The sequence below is a fragment of the Shinella curvata genome (assembly GCF_022899935.1).
Classification (GTDB): domain Bacteria; phylum Pseudomonadota; class Alphaproteobacteria; order Rhizobiales; family Rhizobiaceae; genus Shinella; species Shinella curvata.
The window spans coordinates 639226-656986 of record NZ_JALJCJ010000001.1; the positions used below are offsets into that span (position 1 = coordinate 639226).

Annotated in this window: 19 protein-coding genes; 9 read left to right on the forward strand and 10 right to left on the reverse strand. The window is 62.8% G+C overall.

The window, feature by feature from the left end; genetic code table 11:
* Nucleotides 1-47: 47 nt before the first annotated feature.
* Both MUU55_RS03110 and MUU55_RS03115 read right to left on the reverse strand, forming a co-directional pair.
* Entirely contained in the window at nucleotides 48-965 is a 918-nt protein-coding gene (locus tag MUU55_RS03110; RefSeq protein WP_244759292.1) for a PhzF family phenazine biosynthesis protein, read from the reverse strand.
* Nucleotides 966-1049: 84 nt separating this feature from the next.
* Complete coding sequence (locus tag MUU55_RS03115) at nucleotides 1050-2156, reverse strand: endonuclease/exonuclease/phosphatase family protein (RefSeq protein ID WP_244759293.1); 1107 nt, start codon at nucleotides 2154-2156, stop codon at nucleotides 1050-1052.
* Between the two features lie 166 nt (nucleotides 2157-2322).
* Here MUU55_RS03115 and MUU55_RS03120 point away from each other — a divergent pair, with 166 nt between their 5' ends.
* The gene (locus MUU55_RS03120) at nucleotides 2323-3939 is read left to right on the forward strand and encodes a hypothetical protein (protein WP_244759294.1); all 1617 of its coding nucleotides are present in this window, start codon (nucleotides 2323-2325) and stop codon (nucleotides 3937-3939) included.
* A 6-nt stretch (nucleotides 3940-3945) separates the two neighbouring features.
* Here the strand turns inward: MUU55_RS03120 and MUU55_RS03125 are convergent, their stop codons facing one another.
* The gene (locus MUU55_RS03125; RefSeq protein ID WP_244759295.1) at nucleotides 3946-4377 is read right to left on the reverse strand and encodes an Lrp/AsnC family transcriptional regulator; all 432 of its coding nucleotides are present in this window, start codon (nucleotides 4375-4377) and stop codon (nucleotides 3946-3948) included.
* 125 nt (nucleotides 4378-4502) lie between these two features.
* Between MUU55_RS03125 and MUU55_RS03130 the strand changes: the two genes are divergently transcribed.
* Nucleotides 4503-6146: a M20/M25/M40 family metallo-hydrolase gene (locus MUU55_RS03130; protein ID WP_244759296.1), complete on the forward strand. Its 1644-nt coding sequence runs from the start codon at nucleotides 4503-4505 to the stop codon at nucleotides 6144-6146.
* A gap of 151 nt (nucleotides 6147-6297) precedes the next feature.
* Here the strand turns inward: MUU55_RS03130 and MUU55_RS03135 are convergent, their stop codons facing one another.
* The 3 genes from MUU55_RS03135 to MUU55_RS03145 form a co-directional block, all read right to left on the reverse strand.
* Entirely contained in the window at nucleotides 6298-7521 is a 1224-nt protein-coding gene (locus MUU55_RS03135) for an aminotransferase-like domain-containing protein (RefSeq protein WP_244759297.1), read from the reverse strand.
* 462 nt (nucleotides 7522-7983) lie between these two features.
* Complete coding sequence (gene ilvC / locus MUU55_RS03140; RefSeq protein ID WP_117366444.1) at nucleotides 7984-9003, reverse strand: ketol-acid reductoisomerase; 1020 nt, start codon at nucleotides 9001-9003, stop codon at nucleotides 7984-7986.
* Nucleotides 9004-9060: 57 nt separating this feature from the next.
* Nucleotides 9061-9708 carry a TetR/AcrR family transcriptional regulator gene (locus MUU55_RS03145; RefSeq protein ID WP_244759298.1) on the reverse strand — a complete coding sequence of 216 codons (648 nt, stop codon included), beginning with the start codon at nucleotides 9706-9708 and terminating at the stop codon, nucleotides 9061-9063.
* Nucleotides 9709-10103: 395 nt separating this feature from the next.
* On the opposite strand from MUU55_RS03145, the gene MUU55_RS03150 reads away from it, so the two are divergent.
* From MUU55_RS03150 to MUU55_RS03165, 4 genes are all read left to right on the forward strand, one after another.
* Nucleotides 10104-10484, forward strand: a complete 381-nt coding sequence (locus MUU55_RS03150; RefSeq protein WP_244759299.1) for a BRA0787 family protein — start codon at nucleotides 10104-10106, stop codon at nucleotides 10482-10484.
* Between the two features lie 113 nt (nucleotides 10485-10597).
* Nucleotides 10598-10894 (forward strand): hypothetical protein, encoded by a 297-nt coding sequence (locus tag MUU55_RS03155; protein WP_244759300.1) that lies wholly within the window; start codon nucleotides 10598-10600, stop codon nucleotides 10892-10894.
* Nucleotides 10895-10907: 13 nt separating this feature from the next.
* The gene (locus tag MUU55_RS03160; RefSeq protein WP_244759301.1) at nucleotides 10908-11270 is read left to right on the forward strand and encodes a DUF4087 domain-containing protein; all 363 of its coding nucleotides are present in this window, start codon (nucleotides 10908-10910) and stop codon (nucleotides 11268-11270) included.
* Nucleotides 11271-11462: 192 nt separating this feature from the next.
* A complete protein-coding gene (locus MUU55_RS03165) occupies nucleotides 11463-11672 on the forward strand; it encodes a cold-shock protein (protein WP_244759302.1) in 210 nt (69 codons plus the stop codon).
* Between the two features lie 58 nt (nucleotides 11673-11730).
* Here MUU55_RS03165 and MUU55_RS03170 read toward each other — a convergent pair whose 3' ends face one another.
* Nucleotides 11731-12192, reverse strand: a complete 462-nt coding sequence (locus tag MUU55_RS03170) for an Lrp/AsnC family transcriptional regulator (protein WP_244759303.1) — start codon at nucleotides 12190-12192, stop codon at nucleotides 11731-11733.
* 168 nt (nucleotides 12193-12360) lie between these two features.
* Here MUU55_RS03170 and MUU55_RS03175 point away from each other — a divergent pair, with 168 nt between their 5' ends.
* Entirely contained in the window at nucleotides 12361-13074 is a 714-nt protein-coding gene (locus tag MUU55_RS03175) for an aspartate/glutamate racemase family protein (RefSeq protein ID WP_244759304.1), read from the forward strand.
* Nucleotides 13075-13127: 53 nt separating this feature from the next.
* Complete coding sequence (locus MUU55_RS03180) at nucleotides 13128-14096, forward strand: bifunctional helix-turn-helix transcriptional regulator/GNAT family N-acetyltransferase (RefSeq protein WP_244759305.1); 969 nt, start codon at nucleotides 13128-13130, stop codon at nucleotides 14094-14096.
* Here the strand turns inward: MUU55_RS03180 and MUU55_RS03185 are convergent.
* Entirely contained in the window at nucleotides 14084-15328 is a 1245-nt protein-coding gene (locus MUU55_RS03185) for an FAD-dependent oxidoreductase (RefSeq protein ID WP_244759306.1), read from the reverse strand. The genes MUU55_RS03180 and MUU55_RS03185 overlap by 13 nt on opposite strands.
* A 20-nt stretch (nucleotides 15329-15348) precedes the next feature.
* Nucleotides 15349-15756 (reverse strand): winged helix-turn-helix transcriptional regulator, encoded by a 408-nt coding sequence (locus MUU55_RS03190; protein WP_244759307.1) that lies wholly within the window; start codon nucleotides 15754-15756, stop codon nucleotides 15349-15351.
* Nucleotides 15757-15915: 159 nt separating this feature from the next.
* On the opposite strand from MUU55_RS03190, the gene MUU55_RS03195 reads away from it, so the two are divergent.
* The gene (locus MUU55_RS03195; protein WP_244759308.1) at nucleotides 15916-16803 is read left to right on the forward strand and encodes an SDR family oxidoreductase; all 888 of its coding nucleotides are present in this window, start codon (nucleotides 15916-15918) and stop codon (nucleotides 16801-16803) included.
* A 42-nt stretch (nucleotides 16804-16845) separates the two neighbouring features.
* Here the strand turns inward: MUU55_RS03195 and MUU55_RS03200 are convergent, their stop codons facing one another.
* Complete coding sequence (locus tag MUU55_RS03200; protein ID WP_244759309.1) at nucleotides 16846-17598, reverse strand: pyridoxine 5'-phosphate synthase; 753 nt, start codon at nucleotides 17596-17598, stop codon at nucleotides 16846-16848.
* Between the last annotated feature and the right edge of the window lie 163 nt (nucleotides 17599-17761).

Below are 17761 nucleotides of genomic sequence, written 5' to 3' on the forward strand. Positions count from 1 at the left end.
AAAAAATGCGTCAGCGCAAGAAAATCTTCCGCAGCGCAAAACAGCCGTCACAAATCCAGCACGCCCGATGCGATGCGGACGGCCTCTCCGCCAATACGCGCACCGGCAATCGCACCGCCGGAAACATCGAGATGCAGGTGGATATGCGAAGGCCTGCCCATTTCGACACCCTGCTCGATCAAGAACGGGTGATGGCCATCCACAAGCTTGTCGAAGAAATGGATGGCGCCCGACAGGGCGGCGACGGCAGCACCCGTTGCCGGATCCTCAGCAATCCCCATATCCGGCGCGAACATGCGGGCATGGAATTTCGCGTGATGGTTCACCCCGCCGCGGCAATAGAGGTAGGCGGAAGCAAGCCGCCCCTCGGCGAAGGGTGCACAGCGCTCCCAGAGCGTCGGGTCGAAATCCACGGCGGCGGCAGCCGCAAGATCGTGCACCGGGATCATCACGAAGGCGACGCCCGCGCTCCAGAGCGAGGGCACGTGATTCTCGAAGCCGATCTGTCCGGGTTTCAGGCTGAAGGCATCGGCAAGCGCCTGGCGCTCGAGAGCGGCGTCAAGCCGGGCGGATTTGCGCGGCACGTCGAATTCGGCGAAGGCCGCCTTCTGACCGCCGACCTTCACGGCACAGCGCACCGGACCGACATTCTCCTCGAGAACGCTCACCAGATCGCGCGCGCCCCCGCCATTGCGCTCGCCCGCCTCGGCAATCGCAATCGCCGCGCCCACCGTCGGGTGGCCGGCGAAGGGCAGTTCACGGCCGGGCGTGAAGATGCGCAGGCGCGCGGCATGTGCGGGGTTCTCGGGCGCCTTCACGAAAACCGTTTCGGAGAGGTTGAACTCGCCCGCGATGCGCTGCATCGCAGCGTCCTCAAGGCCGTCGGCATCGAAAACGACGGCCAGCGGATTGCCGGCAAGCCGCGTGTCGGTGAAGACGTCGTAGATTGCGTAGCGACGGGACAAGGCATTCTCCCCATTCAGTTTTTTAAAGGGTATTTCGTCGAAATTGCCCGAGCCACTCGCCATGGGCAAGCGGAAATGACGGCATTACAGATCGAGCTCCATGACGACAGGGCAATGGTCCGACGCCTTCGGGCGGTCCCAACCCACGCGCGGATAGCGCTCCACGTCCTGCCCTGGCGGAAAGATCGTGCGGAAGGGCTGGCCGGCTCGGATGATCTCGGGAACCCGCTCGGCGTTGCGTGTCGCAAGCGCCGGCGAAAGCCAGATATAGTCAAGTTGGCAAAGATGGCGCTCTTCCGGCCCCCGGCTATGATAGAGCGTCCAGCGGTCGTCCGCCGGCCGGCGCAACATCGGGTTCACGGCAAAACCGTCTTCGGTGAAGACGTCCAGCGCGCTTGCCGCCTCCTGCTGCGGCACGAAACGGTAGCCGCTGCGTTTGTCGCCCTCGATCGCGAGCTTTTCCTGATAGTCGTTCATATCGCCGCAGATGGCGAAGGATTTGTCGGCGGTGTGGCCCTTGCCGAAGCGGTCCTCGATGATACGTCGCACAGCGCGTGCCTCGGCCCGCCGCACCGGCATGGTCGATTGCCGTCCATCCAGCCCTTCCCGTCCCGGCCCCATTGATTTGAAATGCACGACATAAAGCGTCAGCGGCCGTCCGCCGATGCGCAGATCCATTTCCAGGCAGTCGCGCTTGAAGATCCTGTCGTCCGGGTTGGCCCCCTGCCCCAGGTCCGGTGTATGGAGATCGAAATCGCGATACGTGACGCCGGCGTGGCTGCGGATATCGACGCATTCGATCTTCTGACCATCGCGCGTCTCCTCGCGCATCAGCACGGACACGTCGATGCCGCGGCTGTCATTGCCTTCGATCAGGTATTTCTGGCGATAGCCATTGCCGACCATGCGGAAGAGGTAGCCGTATTCGAACGCCTGCAGGGCGGCCATGTTGTCGGTTTCCTGAAGGCACAGGATATCCGCGTCGGCATCCGCGATGGCGAGCGCAGAATGCTGGCGCGTATCGTCGGTATGGGCGACGGTGCGCGCCTCCTCCAGCCGCTGATATTCCGCCTCGTTGCGGATGTCGAAGAGTCGCAGCACGCGATCCTGGCGGGTCTGGTTGCGGAACCCCGTAAAATCGAAACGGGTCATGAGGTTTTCGATATTGAAGGTGGCAAGGCGCAGCGACATGGAGCACTTTCGGTAGGCAGGCGAGACGACGATCGGAGTGTAACCGGCTGACCGGCAATGGAAAGCCTCTTTTGCCCGGCAGGCACCGCCCCGGAATAAACCGGCTTGCCACGCCGTCCCCCTCTACGGATGATAAGCATTCCGGTGACGGGCGGAGGAATCGCACATGGGGATCGTATCCAGCATTTGGCGCGTGGTCCTGATGGTCTGGCTGGCGCTTTTCGTCCTTGCCGGCCTGCCCGCCCAGGCCGCAGAAAGCTACATCACCGCGCCGGGAGAAGCCGAACGTGCCGCCGGGCGCGTCGCCGAATCGCTCGGCAAGGCCCCGCAGGTGCACACGCTGCGCATCACCGACAAGGATGTGACCATGCTCGTCCAGGGCGCGGGCGCCACGGCTGTCGATGAATGGCGGGTGCGGCAGGGCACGCGGTTACTCTTCTTCAGCGCCGAAGTGGTGAGCGGCCCCTCCGCACGCCAGGCGCCCTCCATGGTCGATAATCTGGCAAGCGGCCTCTTCACGCTGGATATGGTAGCACTGGACAAGGTGGATACGGTCGCCAGAAACGCCATCGCCTATGCCAAGCTCGAAGGCGAAGCCAGCGTACAGTCCATCGAGATCACCAAACGCGTCTTCCTGCTTGCCTCGCCCTCCTATGGCGATATCCGCTGGTCGATCTATGTCACCTCACCGCGAGAGAGCGCCACGGTCTATGCGGATGCCGGCGGCACGATCATCGGCGGCGATCTCTCCAACACCGCGCGCGCCCGCAACATGAATTTCATCAATGATGACGACTGGCCGAAAGAAGCGGCCATCGAAAGCCTGACCGGCGTCATCGGCGGCCAGCCCATCATCCGCGATCTCACCGTCTATCCGAAATCCGTGCAGGTGAAGGCCGACCATCCCACCACCAAGGGAGCTACGGTCGGCTACTCCTGGGACATTTCCGGCGTCATGCGCTCACCGATCTCTTCCCCGATGTTCCCCGGCACCGAACAGGAGCCGGCGCTGTCGCTTGGCGAGATCGACCTTTCCAAACTGAGCCAGGTGCGCGACGCCGCCAAGAAAGCCTGGGGCAACGACAAATCGACGCTGAACTACATGATGCTGCGGCTGTTTTCCGACGGCCCCGGCAAGCCGGAGCCGCGCTGGACGGTGCATTTCACCGACTGGACACAATCGGGTGAGCTGGCACTGTTCACCAACAGCGGCACCGTCGATCTGACCGCTGACGGCACCGTGCGGGCGACCGACCTGCCCGATGCGCGCCAGCCCAACCGCAACTGGCTCGACGCCACGACGACGCGCGACGTGTTTGCCGTGGTGAACGAGCAATTCGGCAAGAATGCACGGTTCGCCGAACTCAGCGTGTCCAACGATTCCATGCGGATTCTGGCCGAAGTGCCGGATACACCCGGCAAGATGCGCGAATACAATGCCAACGACCGGGGGATCACAGCCTCCAGCATGATGATGCCCTGGGATGCGGAGTTCCATCCAGAGCGACTGTTCCGCATGGACGACCTTGCCTTTTTCTCGGCGGAAAAGCTCAATGAGTTGACAGCCCGCACCTTCACGCGGCTGAAGGTCGGCTCGGACATGTCGCTCAGCCGCTACACCTTCTCCATCGGCCAGCTGATGTCGCCGGACGGCAGCTTCATGGTGCCCTCGCCCGATGGCAAGGTCACGCTGGAAATCCGCCTCGAGGGGCAGGACGGCTGGAAAGGCGGGCGCGTCACCTATTCCTCGACCGGTGAGGAAATCGATGTGGTGATGCCATAACGCCTGTCAAAGCGTGGTCAGCAGCAGGCTGGTCTCGGATTTCGACACGCCGTCCATGGCGCGGATGCCGCGCAGCACGCGCTCGAACTCCACGAGATTTTCCGCATGCAACTCGGCGACCAGGTCCCAGGCACCGTTCGTCGTGTGCAAGGCGCGTACTTCTGGGATACCGCGCAGCGCTTTCACAGCGGCGAGTGTCTTCTGGCCGGTGATCTCGATCATCGTGATGGCGCGCACCGCATGGGGATCGTCCGCCTCCGTCACCCGCACGGTGAACCCTGAAATGACACCGTCACGCGTCAACCGGTCGATACGGTTCTGCACCGTGCCGCGCGAGACGTTGAGCTCAGCGGCGAGCGCCGAAAGCGAGGCACGGCCGTCTTTGCGCAGGAGGGCGAGAAGTTTGCGGTCGATCGTGTCCATAATATCCGTTGTCATAACGCCAGATCTGAGTGGCGAAACGGCAATTTAAGGTGCAATTTTTTCAAAAGATTGCCGTTTCGCTTGTCGCCATCCTTGGATAGCGTTCGTCTCAATGCAACCGCTTTCGACAGGCGCCCTTCATGACGACTGAAAATGCCATCCACACCGCCGCCGCCCGCGCCAAAAATCTTTCGCTGCTGATGACCCGCTGGCCGAGTGTCACCGGCTCGCCGGATGAAGCGGCCTTTTCGGAAAGTCTGCGAGCGAATCTGGCCGAAACACCCTATTTCAAGAGCCATCCCGACCAGATCTTTACCGTGGATAGCCATGGCGAACCGATGACGCAGAATGTCGTGGCGCTGGTGCGCGGCCGCGGCCGGCGCGCGGTGGTTCTGGCGGGGCATTTCGATACCGTATCCATTGCCAATTACGGCACATTGGCGCCGCTCGCCTGCGATCCGGAACCGCTGACGAACGCCCTGCTCCAGGAGTTGCGCAGCCGCCCGCTGAACGGCGCGGAGACGAAGGCGCTCAAGGATTTCGAGAGTGGCGATTTCATTGCTGGGCGCGGCCTACTCGACATGAAAAGCGGCCTTGCCGCTGGCATCGCCGCGCTGGAGCGTTTTGCCGGGCTGGAGGCGCCTGAGGGTAACATCCTCTTCGTCGCGACGCCCGACGAAGAGAATCGCTCGCGTGGCATGCGCAGTTTGCGCAATGCCCTTCCGGAGATCGCCCGCCGCTTCGACCTCGATATCGTCGGCGGCATCAATCTGGATGCATCGAGCTGCGAGCGCGACGGCGAGGAAGGCCGCGCGGTCTATCTCGGCTCGATCGGCAAATTCGCGCCCTTCGCCTTCGTCATCGGCCGCCCCACCCATGCCGGCTATCCGTTCAACGGCACCAGCGCCCATCGCATCAGTGCGGAAATCGTGCGCGCCATGGATACCGTGCCGGAATTGAGCGACGAGGCCTTTGGCGAGCGTTCTCCACCGCCGGTCTGCCTGGAAGCGCGCGATATCCGGGACGGCTATGACGTCACGACGCCGGATCGTGTCTGGCTCTCCTTCAACTGGCTGACCCACCGCCGCAGCCCCGCCGAAATTCTCGGCGAATTCCGGACAATCGTGACCGGCGCGCTGAACGCCGCGCTGGAAGCGCAGGACGCCCATAAGGCGCGCTATCGTGGCCGGCCGGCAACGAAGACCGAAGGCACCGTTCTGACCTATGCGGAGCTTCTGGAACGGCTGAAGGCGCGTGGCGGCGATGCACTCGACCGTCTCGCCGCGCTGGACCGATCATTGTCTGGCGGCACCGACCCTCTGAAGGTCAGCCGCGAGATCGTGGCGGCGGCAGCGATGGAAGCCGGCATCGAAGGCCCCGCCATCATCATCGGCTTCGGCAGCCTGCACTATCCGCTGGTCCATCTGGAGCGCGCCGGCGAAGGCGTACGCTCGATACAGGCCCGGCTGGAGACTGTCATGCAGGACACCGCCAAGCGGCACGGCACGTCGATCAAGTTCAAGCAGATCTTTGCCGGCATTTCCGACATGAGCTTTTTCGGGCATCGGCCGGATGCCGGCGACACCGGCCTGCTCACCGCCAACACGCCGTCAGCGGCCTTCACGGATGATGCACCGGACGGCTTGCTGTCCTTCCCAACTGTCAATATCGGGCCTTGGGGGCGGGATTATCACCAGAAGTGGGAGCGCGTGCATGCGCCTTACACATTCGAGGTGCTGCCGGATTTGGTGTTCGAGTCGGCGCTGGCGTGGCTGGCGGAATAGGCAAGAAAGGCCCTCTCTGCCTGCCGGCATCTCCCCCACAAGGGGGGAGAAAGGCTAGAAGCTAACTCCTCGCGAGCGATTCTGCACCGAGCATGCCGCACGTTAAGTCCCTCCTCCTTGTGGGGAGGGATTTAGGGAGGGGTCTTCCCCGTCAGGCGGCGAGCCGCTCCGTGCTCAGCAGACGGCCGAGGCGGGAAATACCCTCCTCAATGGTCGCGGCGTCCGCGCAGGAGAAGCTGAGACGCAGCGTGTTGGCGCCGCTACCATCGGCGTGGAAGGCCTGGCCGGGCACGAAGGCGACCTTTTCCGTTTCAATGGAGCGGGCAAGCAGCTTGGCACCGTCCATGCCCGCCGGCAGCGTGACCCAGACGAACATACCGCCTTCCGGCTTCGTCCAGGAAACGCCTTCCGGCATATATTTCTGAAGCGCCGCCAGCATGGCATCGCGGCGTGCGCTGTAGGCGGCCTTGATTTTTGCCACCTGCGCGTCGAAACCGCGCTCGGCGACATGGGCGATGGCCATCTGGTTAATGGTCGAGGAATGCAGGTCCGCCGCCTGCTTCATCAGCACGAGCTTGCGGATGACGGGCGCAGCCGCGACGATGTAGCCGACGCGCAGGCCCGGAGCCAGCGTCTTGGAGAAGCTGCCGCAATAGATGGTGCGGGCGGCATCGATATTGCCGGTCTTGGCGATTTCCAGCGCCAGGATCGGCGGCACGGCCTCACCGTCATAGCGCAGCGACTGGTAGGCCGCGTCCTCGATGACCGGGATATCCAGCTCTTCGGCGAGCGCCAGCAGCTTTTCGCGGCCGGCGCGGTCGACGGTCTCGCCGGTCGGATTCGCGAAGTCGGCGGAGAGATAAGCGAACTTGACGCGGCCACCGGCCTCTTCCGCCGTGGCGCGATAGGCGTCCGGCGTGCGGTTGCCGGTCAGGCTCAGGCGGTCATAGGTCGGCTCGTAGGCATTGAAGGCCTGCAGCGCGCCGAGATAGGTCGGCCAGGTGACGAGCGCGGTGTCCTTCGGCGACAGGAACAGTTTGCCGAGATAATCGAGGCCCTGCTGCGAACCGGAAACTATGAAGACGTTTTCGGCCGTACAGGGAATGTCGAGCTTGCCCATTTCACCGGCGAGCCATTCGCGCAAAGGCTTGTAGCCCTCGCTGACGGAATATTGCAGGCCTGCGGCCGCGCCCTCGCCCGCCAGCACATCCGTATAGGCGGCGGAGAAGGCTTCCTTGGGAAACAGCGCCGGATCCGGAATACCGCCAGCAAACGAGATGATATCGGGCCGTTCCAGCAGTTTCAGGAGTTCACGGATTTCGGATGCCTTCATCCGCGACGCGCGGGTCGCGAAGGCCTGTTCCCATTTGAACATAGGGGTTTCCTCGGGCTTGTTGTTTGAACGCACCTCATCACGGCGCCGTATTTATGTCAATAATGCTGACCTAAATATTCGCACGCCGAAAAAGGTGCACCAACAAGACTACGCACAGAGAAAGACTGTCCGGACCGTGGCTGCTCCGGCAACCCTTTCAGACTGCGTAAGCGCTCAGGTGGCGCGGTCGCTGTAAAGGCTGAGCAGCACCAGCATGGCTATACTGCCCAGGATAAAAAGGTCGAACCAGGCGAAGTATTGGATAATCGTGGTCATCGCACCATCCTCCTGACGGCTGAACGAAACACTTGCGTATTTTGTTCCCGTTTCGGCATTCACGCAAGATTATTACTTGCTGCGCCGCAATAAGTCAGAGGATGCGCTGCATTATTTCAGCTTGACTGAAATAGAAAGCCGGGCGGATACCGCCCGGCCCTTCGTCTGCGCTTTCGCGCGGGACGATTAGTTGACGGCCTTGTCGACCAGCTTGTTCTTGCCGATCCACGGCATCATGCCGCGCAGCTTTGCACCGACTTCTTCGATCTGGTGCGAGTCGTTGTTGCGACGGATGCCCTTGAAGCGTGCGCCGCCGGCCTTCCATTCCTGCATCCACTCGGAGGTGAACTTGCCGGTCTGGATGTCGTTGAGGACGCGCTTCATCTCAGCCTTCGTGTCGGCGGTGATGATGCGCGGGCCCGTGACGTATTCGCCCCACTCGGCCGTGTTGGAGATCGAGTAGTTCATGTTGGCGATGCCGCCTTCATAGATCAGGTCGACGATCAGCTTCACTTCGTGCAGGCACTCGAAATAGGCCATTTCCGGAGCGTAACCGGCTTCGACCAGCGTTTCGAAACCGGCGCGGATCAGCTCGACGAGACCGCCGCACAGAACGACCTGTTCGCCGAAGAGGTCGGTTTCGCACTCTTCCTTGAAGTTGGTTTCGATGATGCCCGAACGACCGCCGCCAACGCCGCAGGCGTAGGAGAGCGCGAGATCAAGGGCGTTGCCCGAAGCGTTCTGGTGAACGGCAACGAGGCAGGGAACGCCGCCGCCTTTCTGGTATTCGCCGCGAACCGTGTGGCCCGGGCCCTTCGGCGCGATCATGACGACGTCGACCGACGACTTCGGCTCGATAAGGCCAAAATGAACGTTGAGGCCGTGGGCGAAGGCGATAGCTGCGCCGTCACGGATGTTGCCGGCGATTTCAGCCTTGTAGATGTCGGCCTGGAGTTCGTCCGGGGTCGCCATCATCAGGAGGTCGGCCCACTTGGCGGCTTCGGCAACCGTCATGACCTTGAAGCCATCGGCTTCGGCCTTCTTGATCGTCGGCGAACCGGCCTTGAGCGCAATCACGACGCCCTTGGCGCCGGAATCCTTGAGGTTGAGGGCGTGAGCACGGCCCTGCGAGCCGTAGCCGACGATGGCGACGTTCTTCGCCTTGATGAGGTTGAGATCGGCATCACGATCGTAATAGACGCGCATCGATGGTTCCTTCCCTTGCTGTCTGTTTAACGTGAACCGGCGGTTTTCCTGCCGGCCTTACCCTTTCGCGCCGTGAAGCGTCAGGAAGGCGTCGACCGCCTTCTCCGCGCGTGGCGAGAATTCCTTTTTGAGTGCACTCGCGTCCTCGCCCAGCAACATGCGCAGATGCATGTCGGAGACGACGAGGCCGTAGAGCGTGCCGTATGCCGCGTCGGCGGTGTCGAATGCAAGCAGCTTCGCCTTGCGGCCGGCTTCCAGCAGCGCTGCGGCGCGCTTGCCGATCTGCCGGCGCCCCCGCTCCTGCAACAGGCGACCGAGACCGGCGCCCTCGCGGCTCGCCTGGCCGATGGCAAGACGGTTCAGCGCCAGCGACACATCGCCCGAGAGAACATCGATGAGATCGCCCGCGAAGGCGACGAGATGCTTGCGCAGGCTTTCCGCCGTCAGCGCACGCGCATCGACCTCAACGGTGCGAACCTTGCCGGCCTGATAGGTGATCATCGCCGAGATGAGCCCGTCGCGATCGCCGAACCACTTATAGAGACTTTCCTTCGAACAGTTCGCGGCGCGCGCAACGCCCGCCGTGGTCAAGGCCCGCTCGCCACCTTCCACCAGCAGGCCGAGCGCACGCTCCAGCACCGCGCCCTGACGTTCCGTCAGTCCCGCGGCGGCTGCGCCCGTCTTTGCCTGCTCTGCGATCTGCAAGATTTCCACCCGTCATTTTGCGTACCGTACGGTACGGTTCGCATCTTCTAGCGATGTATGATCTTCTGGTCAACGCCCTTCTTGCCGCGACTGAAAAAACCGCAATCCGGCGCCTTGATATTTTGGCGCGCCGACCCAAGCGAGCATTGCAACGCACAAAGGCGCTCAAAAATTTCTTCCGCCTATGTCGCTGTTTTGAAACAGAACTCCAATGCGAAGCAACAACGGACGGGTGGCGAACAAAATATTTCGCTTCCCAATCCGTTTCCCCTTGTTAAGATTTGTGAGACCTGCGGTGCAGCAGGCCGATTTGCGTCGTGCATCGGCAAGCCTCATCCCCAGGATCAGAGTACTGGAGTAACAAGCGAAACGCCCTTACGCCAAGGAGACAGAAAATGTTGAATTTCCTGCCAGACCTTCACGAAGGACATGCTCCCATCACGCTTCAGCAACTGTTTGGTGACGCTCTTGAGGCCTTCGATGCCTGGGAAGACGAACGCGCCGAACCGATGGTGATCTTCGAAGACAAGATCGTCCCCATTGGCGCCGTGTTCGACAGCATGCTGGACTGCACCGACCTCCTGCCGCGCACCATGGCAGATATCGTTGCCGATAGCCTCGCCCGCAATCCGTCAGCACCGGAAACGGAAATCGCCACCTTCGGCGATGCCGCGCGCCTTGCATCCGCACTCGTCGAACAGCGCCGGCTGTGCGGCGAAGCCGCCATCGCCGCCTTCCTCGACCATAACCGCGTCGATAAGCGTCGCCCCGCCTGAGCCCGAAAAGCCCCGCTTCTGCGGGGCTTTTTGTGCCGGCAGCCCGCGCGAGAATAATTTGCGCCGCTCGCCCGTTACGGGAGTATCCACCCTCCTGTTTCGGAACCCGCGCCATGCTTCGTCTCGCCGCCGTCGCCCTGCTCGCCTCGACCCTTTCCGCCGCCGCAACCGACGAGCCGCCCTATGTCGGCACGTGGGATTGCGAGGTCGCGACCTTCACGTTCACCGCCGACAGCTATGATTCGGGCGAAGGCCCGATGCCAATTCTCAAGAGCGAGAAGGATGGCGGTGCCTATACGCTGACCTTTGCCGACGACTACCGCATCGGTCTGGCCAATTTCACCGGCACCGAAATGGACTGGGCATCCGAGGCAAGCGGCGATACCTTCCATTGCAAGAAAATCGACTGACAAGGGCTGCCCGATGAAAAAGACGCTTCTTGCCGTACTTCTCGCTTTGGCTGCCCTGCCCGATATCGCCCAAGCCGCCGAGAGCCGCTGCGGCTGGCTGCAGAACCCGACGCCGGGCAACTGGTGGCTGGACGATGCCGACGGCACGTGGACGATGATGAGCCAGGGCGGCGGCACCGAACCTGACGGCATGGACCGGATCCCCGATATTTCCGAGGGTGACTATGTGCGCACCAACGGCAACTATGGTTATGCCTGCGCCTGTCTGAAGGTCGATACGGACGAGGACGAGGGCCGGATTCTGGCGATTTACGCCTTCCGCCAGCTGCCGATCTCGCAATGCGCGAACGATGAGGCACTTTCCGCACCAGAATGAACGGGAGCAGGCAGGCGCGTCTTGACCGGCTGCGTCGAAGCAATTATTTCTCCCGCATCGAGATTTGAACGTTGACGTCGCATTTGCGGGTTTCCAGCCTGCAGCTTCACGAACTTCCCCTTCAAATTCGACCACCCAAAGCCGCCCGACGGGCGGCCTAAGATTGATTTGACGGCTAGGAAAGGTTTCGTCATGGCAACTGGTACCGTAAAGTGGTTCAACACGACCAAGGGCTACGGCTTCATTCAGCAGGACAGCGGTGAACCGGACGTTTTCGTCCACATCTCCGCCGTACAGCGCGCAGGCCTCGCAGGCCTCAACGAAGGTCAGAAGGTCAGCTTCGAGCTGATCCGCGACCGCAAGTCCGGCAAGATGTCGGCTGATCAGCTCGTCGCAGCCTGATCCTTCGAGACATAAAATGGAAAAGGCCGGTTTCGACCGGCCTTTTTTATGCGCGCCGTCAGGCATGCTCGACAGGAAGCCGCATTCCGCTTTTCAGCACCTCCATCGAAATGGACGCCGACACGTCGAAAAGCTCGACCCGGCGCACGATGCGCTTGTAGACCACGTCATAGTGCTCGACACGCGGCAGCACGATCTTCAGGATATAGTCGTAGTTGCCGGTCAGCCGATGTGCCTCGACGACTTCAGGAATGTCGGCGATCGCCTTCGAGAACAGCTCGATCCAGTCGTCGCTGTGGTGCGCCGTCTTAATGAGGGCAAAAACCGTCGTCGGCACGCCCATTTTGTCACGATCGAGCAGCACAACCCGGCCCGCGATATGGCCGCTCTCCTCCAGCCGCTGGATACGCCGCGCACAGGCCGAGAGCGACAGGCTCACCTTCTCCGCCAGCACGGAAACGGGCACGCCCGCATCCTCCTGCAACAGCGCCAGCAATTTCCGGTCTCGTTCATCCAACACGCTGGAATTCTCCATAACTCGCTTCATTCGCGCAAACATTGAGCGCCATTCAAATTTCATGCAAGAAAATTTCCCGAGCTTTCTCAAAATGAGCGCGAACTTTGCGAACAATCGCCGCCGATCACGCGGCATTCTCTGCGCCATCCAGACAGAGCGGAGGAAACCACCATGAAAACGATCGGCCTTATCGGCGGCATGAGCTTCGAGAGCACGGCGGTCTATTACCGGATGATCAACGAGGCGGTGCGCGAACGACTTGGCGGCCTGCATTCGGCCGAGGTGCTGGTGCATTCCGTGGACTTCCAGTCCATCGTCGAGCTTCAGAAGACCGGCCGCTGGGATGCCGCCGGCGCACGGCTCGGTGCGGTTGCCGCGGGCCTTGAAAAGGCTGGCGCCGACTGCGTGCTGATCTGCACCAACACCATGCACCTCGTCGCCGATGCTGTGCAGGCCGCGACCAAGGCGACACTGCTCAACATCATCGACGAGACCGCCCGCGAGATTCTCGCCAAAAGCTCGCGCCGACCGCTGTTGCTCGCCACACGCTACACGATGGAGCACGACTTTTATGCGAAGCGCATGAAGGCTGCCGGCCTCGACGTCATGGTGCCCGATGAAGCCGGCCGCACGCTGATGCACGACGTCATCTTCAACGAGCTGTGCCAGGGCAAGGTGCTGGATTCGTCGCGCGACCGTGTGCTCGCCTTGATCGAAACCGCCCGCGCCGAAGGCGCCGACAGCGTCATCCTCGGCTGCACGGAAATCTGCCTGCTGCTCGATCCCGATGCGCTGGCGCTGCCAGGCTTCGATTCCACCGCCATCCACGCCCGGGCCGCGGTGGACTTCGCCCTCGGTTCGCTCCCCGCGAGCATGGCAGCCTAAATTACTTGACTCAGTCAAATAAATAGCAAACATGGTGACCAAAGGAGATCACCATGACTGCGCATGCCTCTACCGAAGCCACGACAGACCCGATTGAAACGATCCGGGCCTTCAACCGCTTCTACACAAACCGGATCGGCGTGCTCGACCGCGCCTTTCTCGACACGCCCTACACGCTGACGGAAGCCCGCGTTATCTATGAACTCGCCGCACGCGGCACCACATCCGCCTCGCAACTCACCGAGGAGCTTTCACTCGATCCAGCCTATCTCAGCCGCCTCCTGAAGACCTTCATCGGCAAGGGTTTCGTCGAGGCGCGAAAAGACCCGGCGGATGGCCGCGGGCGACTGCTGAGCCTGTCCGAGAAGGGGTGCGCCCTCGCCGCTGATCTCGCCAAACGGTCGCGCAAGAGCATAGCGGACCTGGTCGAGCCGCTCGGGGAAACCGAACGGCTGGACCTGACGACCGCGTTGCGTCGCGCGACGACCCTGCTCTCGGGTGCCCCCGCCGCCGGCAAGGCGCTCATCCGAAACCACCGCCCCGGAGACATGGGCCGCGTGATCGCGAGCCAGGCCCAAAGCTACGCCGAAACCTACGGCTGGAACACCGAATACGAAGCGCTCGTCGCCGAAATCTGCGCGCAGTTCCTGCGCCATTTCGATCCCGCGCGGGAGCGTTGCTGGATCGCCGAACTGGATGGCCAGTTCGTCGGCAGCATCTTTCTGGTCAAGGGCAGCGCAACGACGGCGAAGCTGCGCCTGCTGCATGTCGCCGATGCCGCGCGCGGTCAGGGGCTTGGCACGCGGCTGGTGACCGAATGCATCCGCTTTGCGCAAAGCGCCGGTTACCAACGGCTGGAGCTCTGGACAAACGACATCCTGATCGCCGCCCGTCGTATCTATCAGGCGGCCGGCTTCGTGCTCGAAAAAGAGGAAGCACATCACAGCTTCGGCAAGGATCTCGTCGGCCAGACCTGGGCGCTCGACCTCGACGGTTGGAATCCCCCCGGTCAGGCCTCCTGAAGCACGCTCTCCAGCCAGCGGCATTCCTCGAGGCCTGCCCGGGCAAACGGGTCGGCAAGCGTGCCGGATACGATGGCGGCCAGAATTTGCGGCGCCGGCGGGATTTTCGCGACCGTTGCGACGAGCCGGTCGCGCAGCCAGGCGATCGCGCGCGAATCCGACTGGTAGAACGGCGTGAAGACGTAGGAAAGCAGCTGGAACAGGCGCACATGGTTGCGCCGCGCGGCGGCATAGGCTGCCAGCCCCTCGTCGAGCGTCGCCGCCGATGACAAGGCGTGCGCCAGCGCCGCAGCGTCCAGCAGCGCCATGTTGGCGCCCTGTCCGAGCTGCGGGCTGGTCGAATGGGCGCTGTCGCCGATGAAGACGATGCCGTCGGCATAGGGCGGCAATGCCGTGCGATGAGCATAGCGGGCGAGCGTCAGCTGGTCCCAGTCCGTGACCTGGTCGAGGAAGGGTACCGCCTCCGGCCAGTAACCGGCGATGCCCGCCTTCCAGCGCTCGAGGCCGGCCTGCTTCACCGCATCGGCATCCGCCGTCTTGAGGCTCCAGAAGAAGGCGACCTTCCGCCCGTCGCCGGCATGCGCACGGCCGACCGGCAACACGCCGATCATGACTCTCGCTGCGTCATACCGTTGAGTCAGTGCCGTAGAGTCATGCGGGACGCCTTCGCAATCCAGCGTCGCCCAGAAAGCCCCCCAGGGCAATTCCTTCACCGGCGGCGCGACGACGGAGGCGGCGACGAGCTGCGAGCGCGCACCCGTCGCATCGATCACCAGATCGTAGTCACCGACGATCTCGCCATCGGGATCGTGCAGCGCCGTGCGGGTCTGTCGTGTTTCCGCCTTCGCCACGGTGATGCCGGTGCGGATCGGCAGGCCGGCGGCAGCCACCGCATCATGCAGCGTCGAAAACAGCGCGGCACGATGAACCGCAAGCCCGTAACGCCCGCCCGCAAGCGCATCGTAGCGTACGTCGAGCACGGTCCTGCCGCTCAGGGCATCCGCACCGTGAAGACGGTCAATCCGGTTTCCAAGCGCGTGAATGGCGGGAGAAAGGCCGAGGGCATCGAGCACGGTGAGCCCCGTCGGCTGCATCAGCAGGCCGGAGCCGACGGGTGACGGGCGCTCGAACCGCTCGATGAGCTCGACCCGATGACCGGCGCGCGACAGGAACAGTGCCGCGGCCAGCCCCGCAGGCCCCGCCCCGGCAATACCGATATCCAGTGACCTCATGCCGTCCCCGCTGCGCCGCGTTATGCCTGCTCCGCATCAAAGGCCGCCCGCGCGGCCCGGATCGCGGTGTGGTTTTCCGATGACCACTGCACCAGCGACCGCAGAAGCGCAAGGAAGGAATGACCAAGCGGCGTCAGCTTGTATTCCACGCTCGGCGGCTGTGTGGGATAGACGGTGCGCGTGAGATAGCCGTCACGCTGGAGGTCGCGCAGCGTCTGCGTCAGCATGCGCTGGGAAATATCGGGAATGAAACGGCGCAATTGCGAGAAACGACGGGGACCGTCGGCAAGGCCGAGGATCATCAGCGAGGTCCATTTGCCGCCGACGCTGTCCAGCACATCGCGCACGGGACAATCGTCCATCGACATGGGCACGCCGTCGATGAGGATGACGCGCTCGCCATCGGCGCTTCCGACGACCTTGTTCATAGTCGGTTCCCTCCAGGTAACCATCGCAGAAAAAACTGCCTTCTTTACAGGCTCTATCAGATTACCAGATAAGAGCAAGTCTCAATAAGAGACCGACTTCCACGGGTTTGACGGCACCTCCCCGCCCCGGCCGATAGCCCTGCCCAGAAAGGCAAAGACATGACCGATACGATTCTCGTCACCGGCGCCTCCGGCCAGCTTGGCCGCCTCGTCATCGACAACCTTCTCGCTTCCGGCAAGATCGCACCCGCCAGCATCATTGCGGCAACCCGCGATGTCGCGAAGCTTTCCGACTACGCGGCCAAGGGCGTTACCGTACGCGCCGCCGACTTCGATGACCCGGCATCGCTCGACGCCGCCTTCGCAGGTGCCGGCAAGGTGCTGATCATCTCCACCGACGCGCTCGGCGAAGCCGGCAAGCGTCTTTCCCAGCACAAGGCCGCCGTCTCCGCCGCCAAGAAGGCCGGCGCCAAGCACATTCTCTATACGTCCATGCCGCAGCCGGACGATTCGCTCGTCACCTTCGCCCCCGACCATCTCGGCACCGAAGACGCCATCAAGGCGACCGGCATTCCCTACACGATCCTGCGCGACGGCTGGTATGCGGAGAACCTGTTCATGTCGCTGCCGCACGCGCTGCAGACCGGTTCCTGGTATACCTCGACCGGCGACGGCAAGATTGCCCATATCACGCGTGCCGACACGGCCGCCGCCCTTGCCGGCGCCGCGTTGAAAGCCGGCGGCGAGAGCAACACCTACACGTTGACCGGCACCAAGGCCCGCACGGCCGAGGAAATCGCCGCAATTGTCTCCGCCGCCACCGGCAAGCCGCTGAATGTCGTGCATGTCACGGACGCGCAACTCGCCGAAGGCCTCAAGGCCGCCGGCCTGCCGGAAGGCTTCATCCCGACAATCGTCTCCTTCGACGCCAACACGCGCGAAGGCAAGATCGCAGCCGTCACTGGCGACGCGGAAGCCCTGTCGGGCCGCAAGCCAACCGCATTCGAGGATTTCGTCGCCGCCAGCAAGGCAGCTTTCCTCGGCTGATGGAGAAAGCAGCGGCGCTCCAAAAGAGCGCCGCACAGCCCCTCAGATGTCCTGGCCGCAGGCGCGGCAGAAGCGGCGTACCGTTTCCGCCATGCCATATTCCAGCGCATCGGCCGTCAGGCCGTGGCCGATGGAAACCTCCGCAAGACGCGGAATGCGGGCGACAAGGGCCGGCAGGTTGGCCACCGTCAGGTCATGGCCGGCATTGACGCCCAGGCCGAGTTCGAAGGCGATATCCGCCGTCTCACCCAGCAATTCGACCATATGCACAGCTTTCGCCGGATCGTCGTAGCAGCCGCCATAGGGACCGGTATAAAGCTCGATCCTGTCGGCTCCGAGCTCCCTCGCAATCGTCAGCGCCTCACGATCCGGCTCGCCATCGGCGAAGACAGAGACGCGCAGGCCGAGCTTCTTCAGGCGGCCGACAATGTTGCCGAGCAGGTTGTGGCTCTTGCGGAAATCCCAGCCGTGGTCCGAGGTCGCCTGGGCCGGATCGTCCGGCACCAGCGTTACCTGCTCCGGGCGGTGCTCCTCCACGAGCCGCATGAAACTTTCTTCCGGAAAGCCTTCGATGTTGAATTCCGTACTGGAAAACTCGCTGTCGATGAGGCTGCGGATGGGTGCCAGATCGCTGAAACGCACATGGCGCTGATCCGGCCTCGGATGCACCGTGAGCCCGCTGGCGCCCGCTTCCAGCGCGATCCGGCCGAGCGCGATGACGCTCGGCCAGGGCAAGTCCCGGCGGTTGCGCAGCATGGCGATTGCGTTGAGATTGACCGACAGTTTCGCAGGCATGACGACGCGGACTCCTATTGCATCACGCAAGGTCTAGCGCGTTGTTTCCACAAGGGCAATCGCCCGCAAACACCTGTCGGCCGCGCCGCGGCGCACATTTGCCGCAACCATGCTCCGTCGCCTCTTGCTCCTGATCAAGAATCACCGCTAAACTCCGCCAGCT

Coding starts and splice junctions, on each gene's coding strand:
- MUU55_RS03115 (WP_244759293.1), bottom strand. CDS start 2,156: ATGTCGCTGCGCCTTGCCACCTTCAATATCGAAAACCTCATGACCCGT.
- MUU55_RS03165 (WP_244759302.1), top strand. CDS start 11,463: ATGGCAACTGGTACCGTAAAGTGGTTCAACACGACCAAGGGCTACGGC.
- ilvC (WP_117366444.1), bottom strand. CDS start 9,003: ATGCGCGTCTATTACGATCGTGATGCCGATCTCAACCTCATCAAGGCG.
- MUU55_RS03200 (WP_244759309.1), bottom strand. CDS start 17,598: ATGCCTGCGAAACTGTCGGTCAATCTCAACGCAATCGCCATGCTGCGC.
- MUU55_RS03195 (WP_244759308.1), top strand. CDS start 15,916: ATGACCGATACGATTCTCGTCACCGGCGCCTCCGGCCAGCTTGGCCGC.
- MUU55_RS03125 (WP_244759295.1), bottom strand. CDS start 4,377: ATGACAACGGATATTATGGACACGATCGACCGCAAACTTCTCGCCCTC.
- MUU55_RS03160 (WP_244759301.1), top strand. CDS start 10,908: ATGAAAAAGACGCTTCTTGCCGTACTTCTCGCTTTGGCTGCCCTGCCC.
- MUU55_RS03175 (WP_244759304.1), top strand. CDS start 12,361: ATGAAAACGATCGGCCTTATCGGCGGCATGAGCTTCGAGAGCACGGCG.
- MUU55_RS03190 (WP_244759307.1), bottom strand. CDS start 15,756: ATGAACAAGGTCGTCGGAAGCGCCGATGGCGAGCGCGTCATCCTCATC.
- MUU55_RS03180 (WP_244759305.1), top strand. CDS start 13,128: ATGACTGCGCATGCCTCTACCGAAGCCACGACAGACCCGATTGAAACG.
- MUU55_RS03130 (WP_244759296.1), top strand. CDS start 4,503: ATGACGACTGAAAATGCCATCCACACCGCCGCCGCCCGCGCCAAAAAT.
- MUU55_RS03135 (WP_244759297.1), bottom strand. CDS start 7,521: ATGTTCAAATGGGAACAGGCCTTCGCGACCCGCGCGTCGCGGATGAAG.
- MUU55_RS03155 (WP_244759300.1), top strand. CDS start 10,598: ATGCTTCGTCTCGCCGCCGTCGCCCTGCTCGCCTCGACCCTTTCCGCC.
- MUU55_RS03185 (WP_244759306.1), bottom strand. CDS start 15,328: ATGAGGTCACTGGATATCGGTATTGCCGGGGCGGGGCCTGCGGGGCTG.
- MUU55_RS03150 (WP_244759299.1), top strand. CDS start 10,104: ATGTTGAATTTCCTGCCAGACCTTCACGAAGGACATGCTCCCATCACG.
- MUU55_RS03120 (WP_244759294.1), top strand. CDS start 2,323: ATGGGGATCGTATCCAGCATTTGGCGCGTGGTCCTGATGGTCTGGCTG.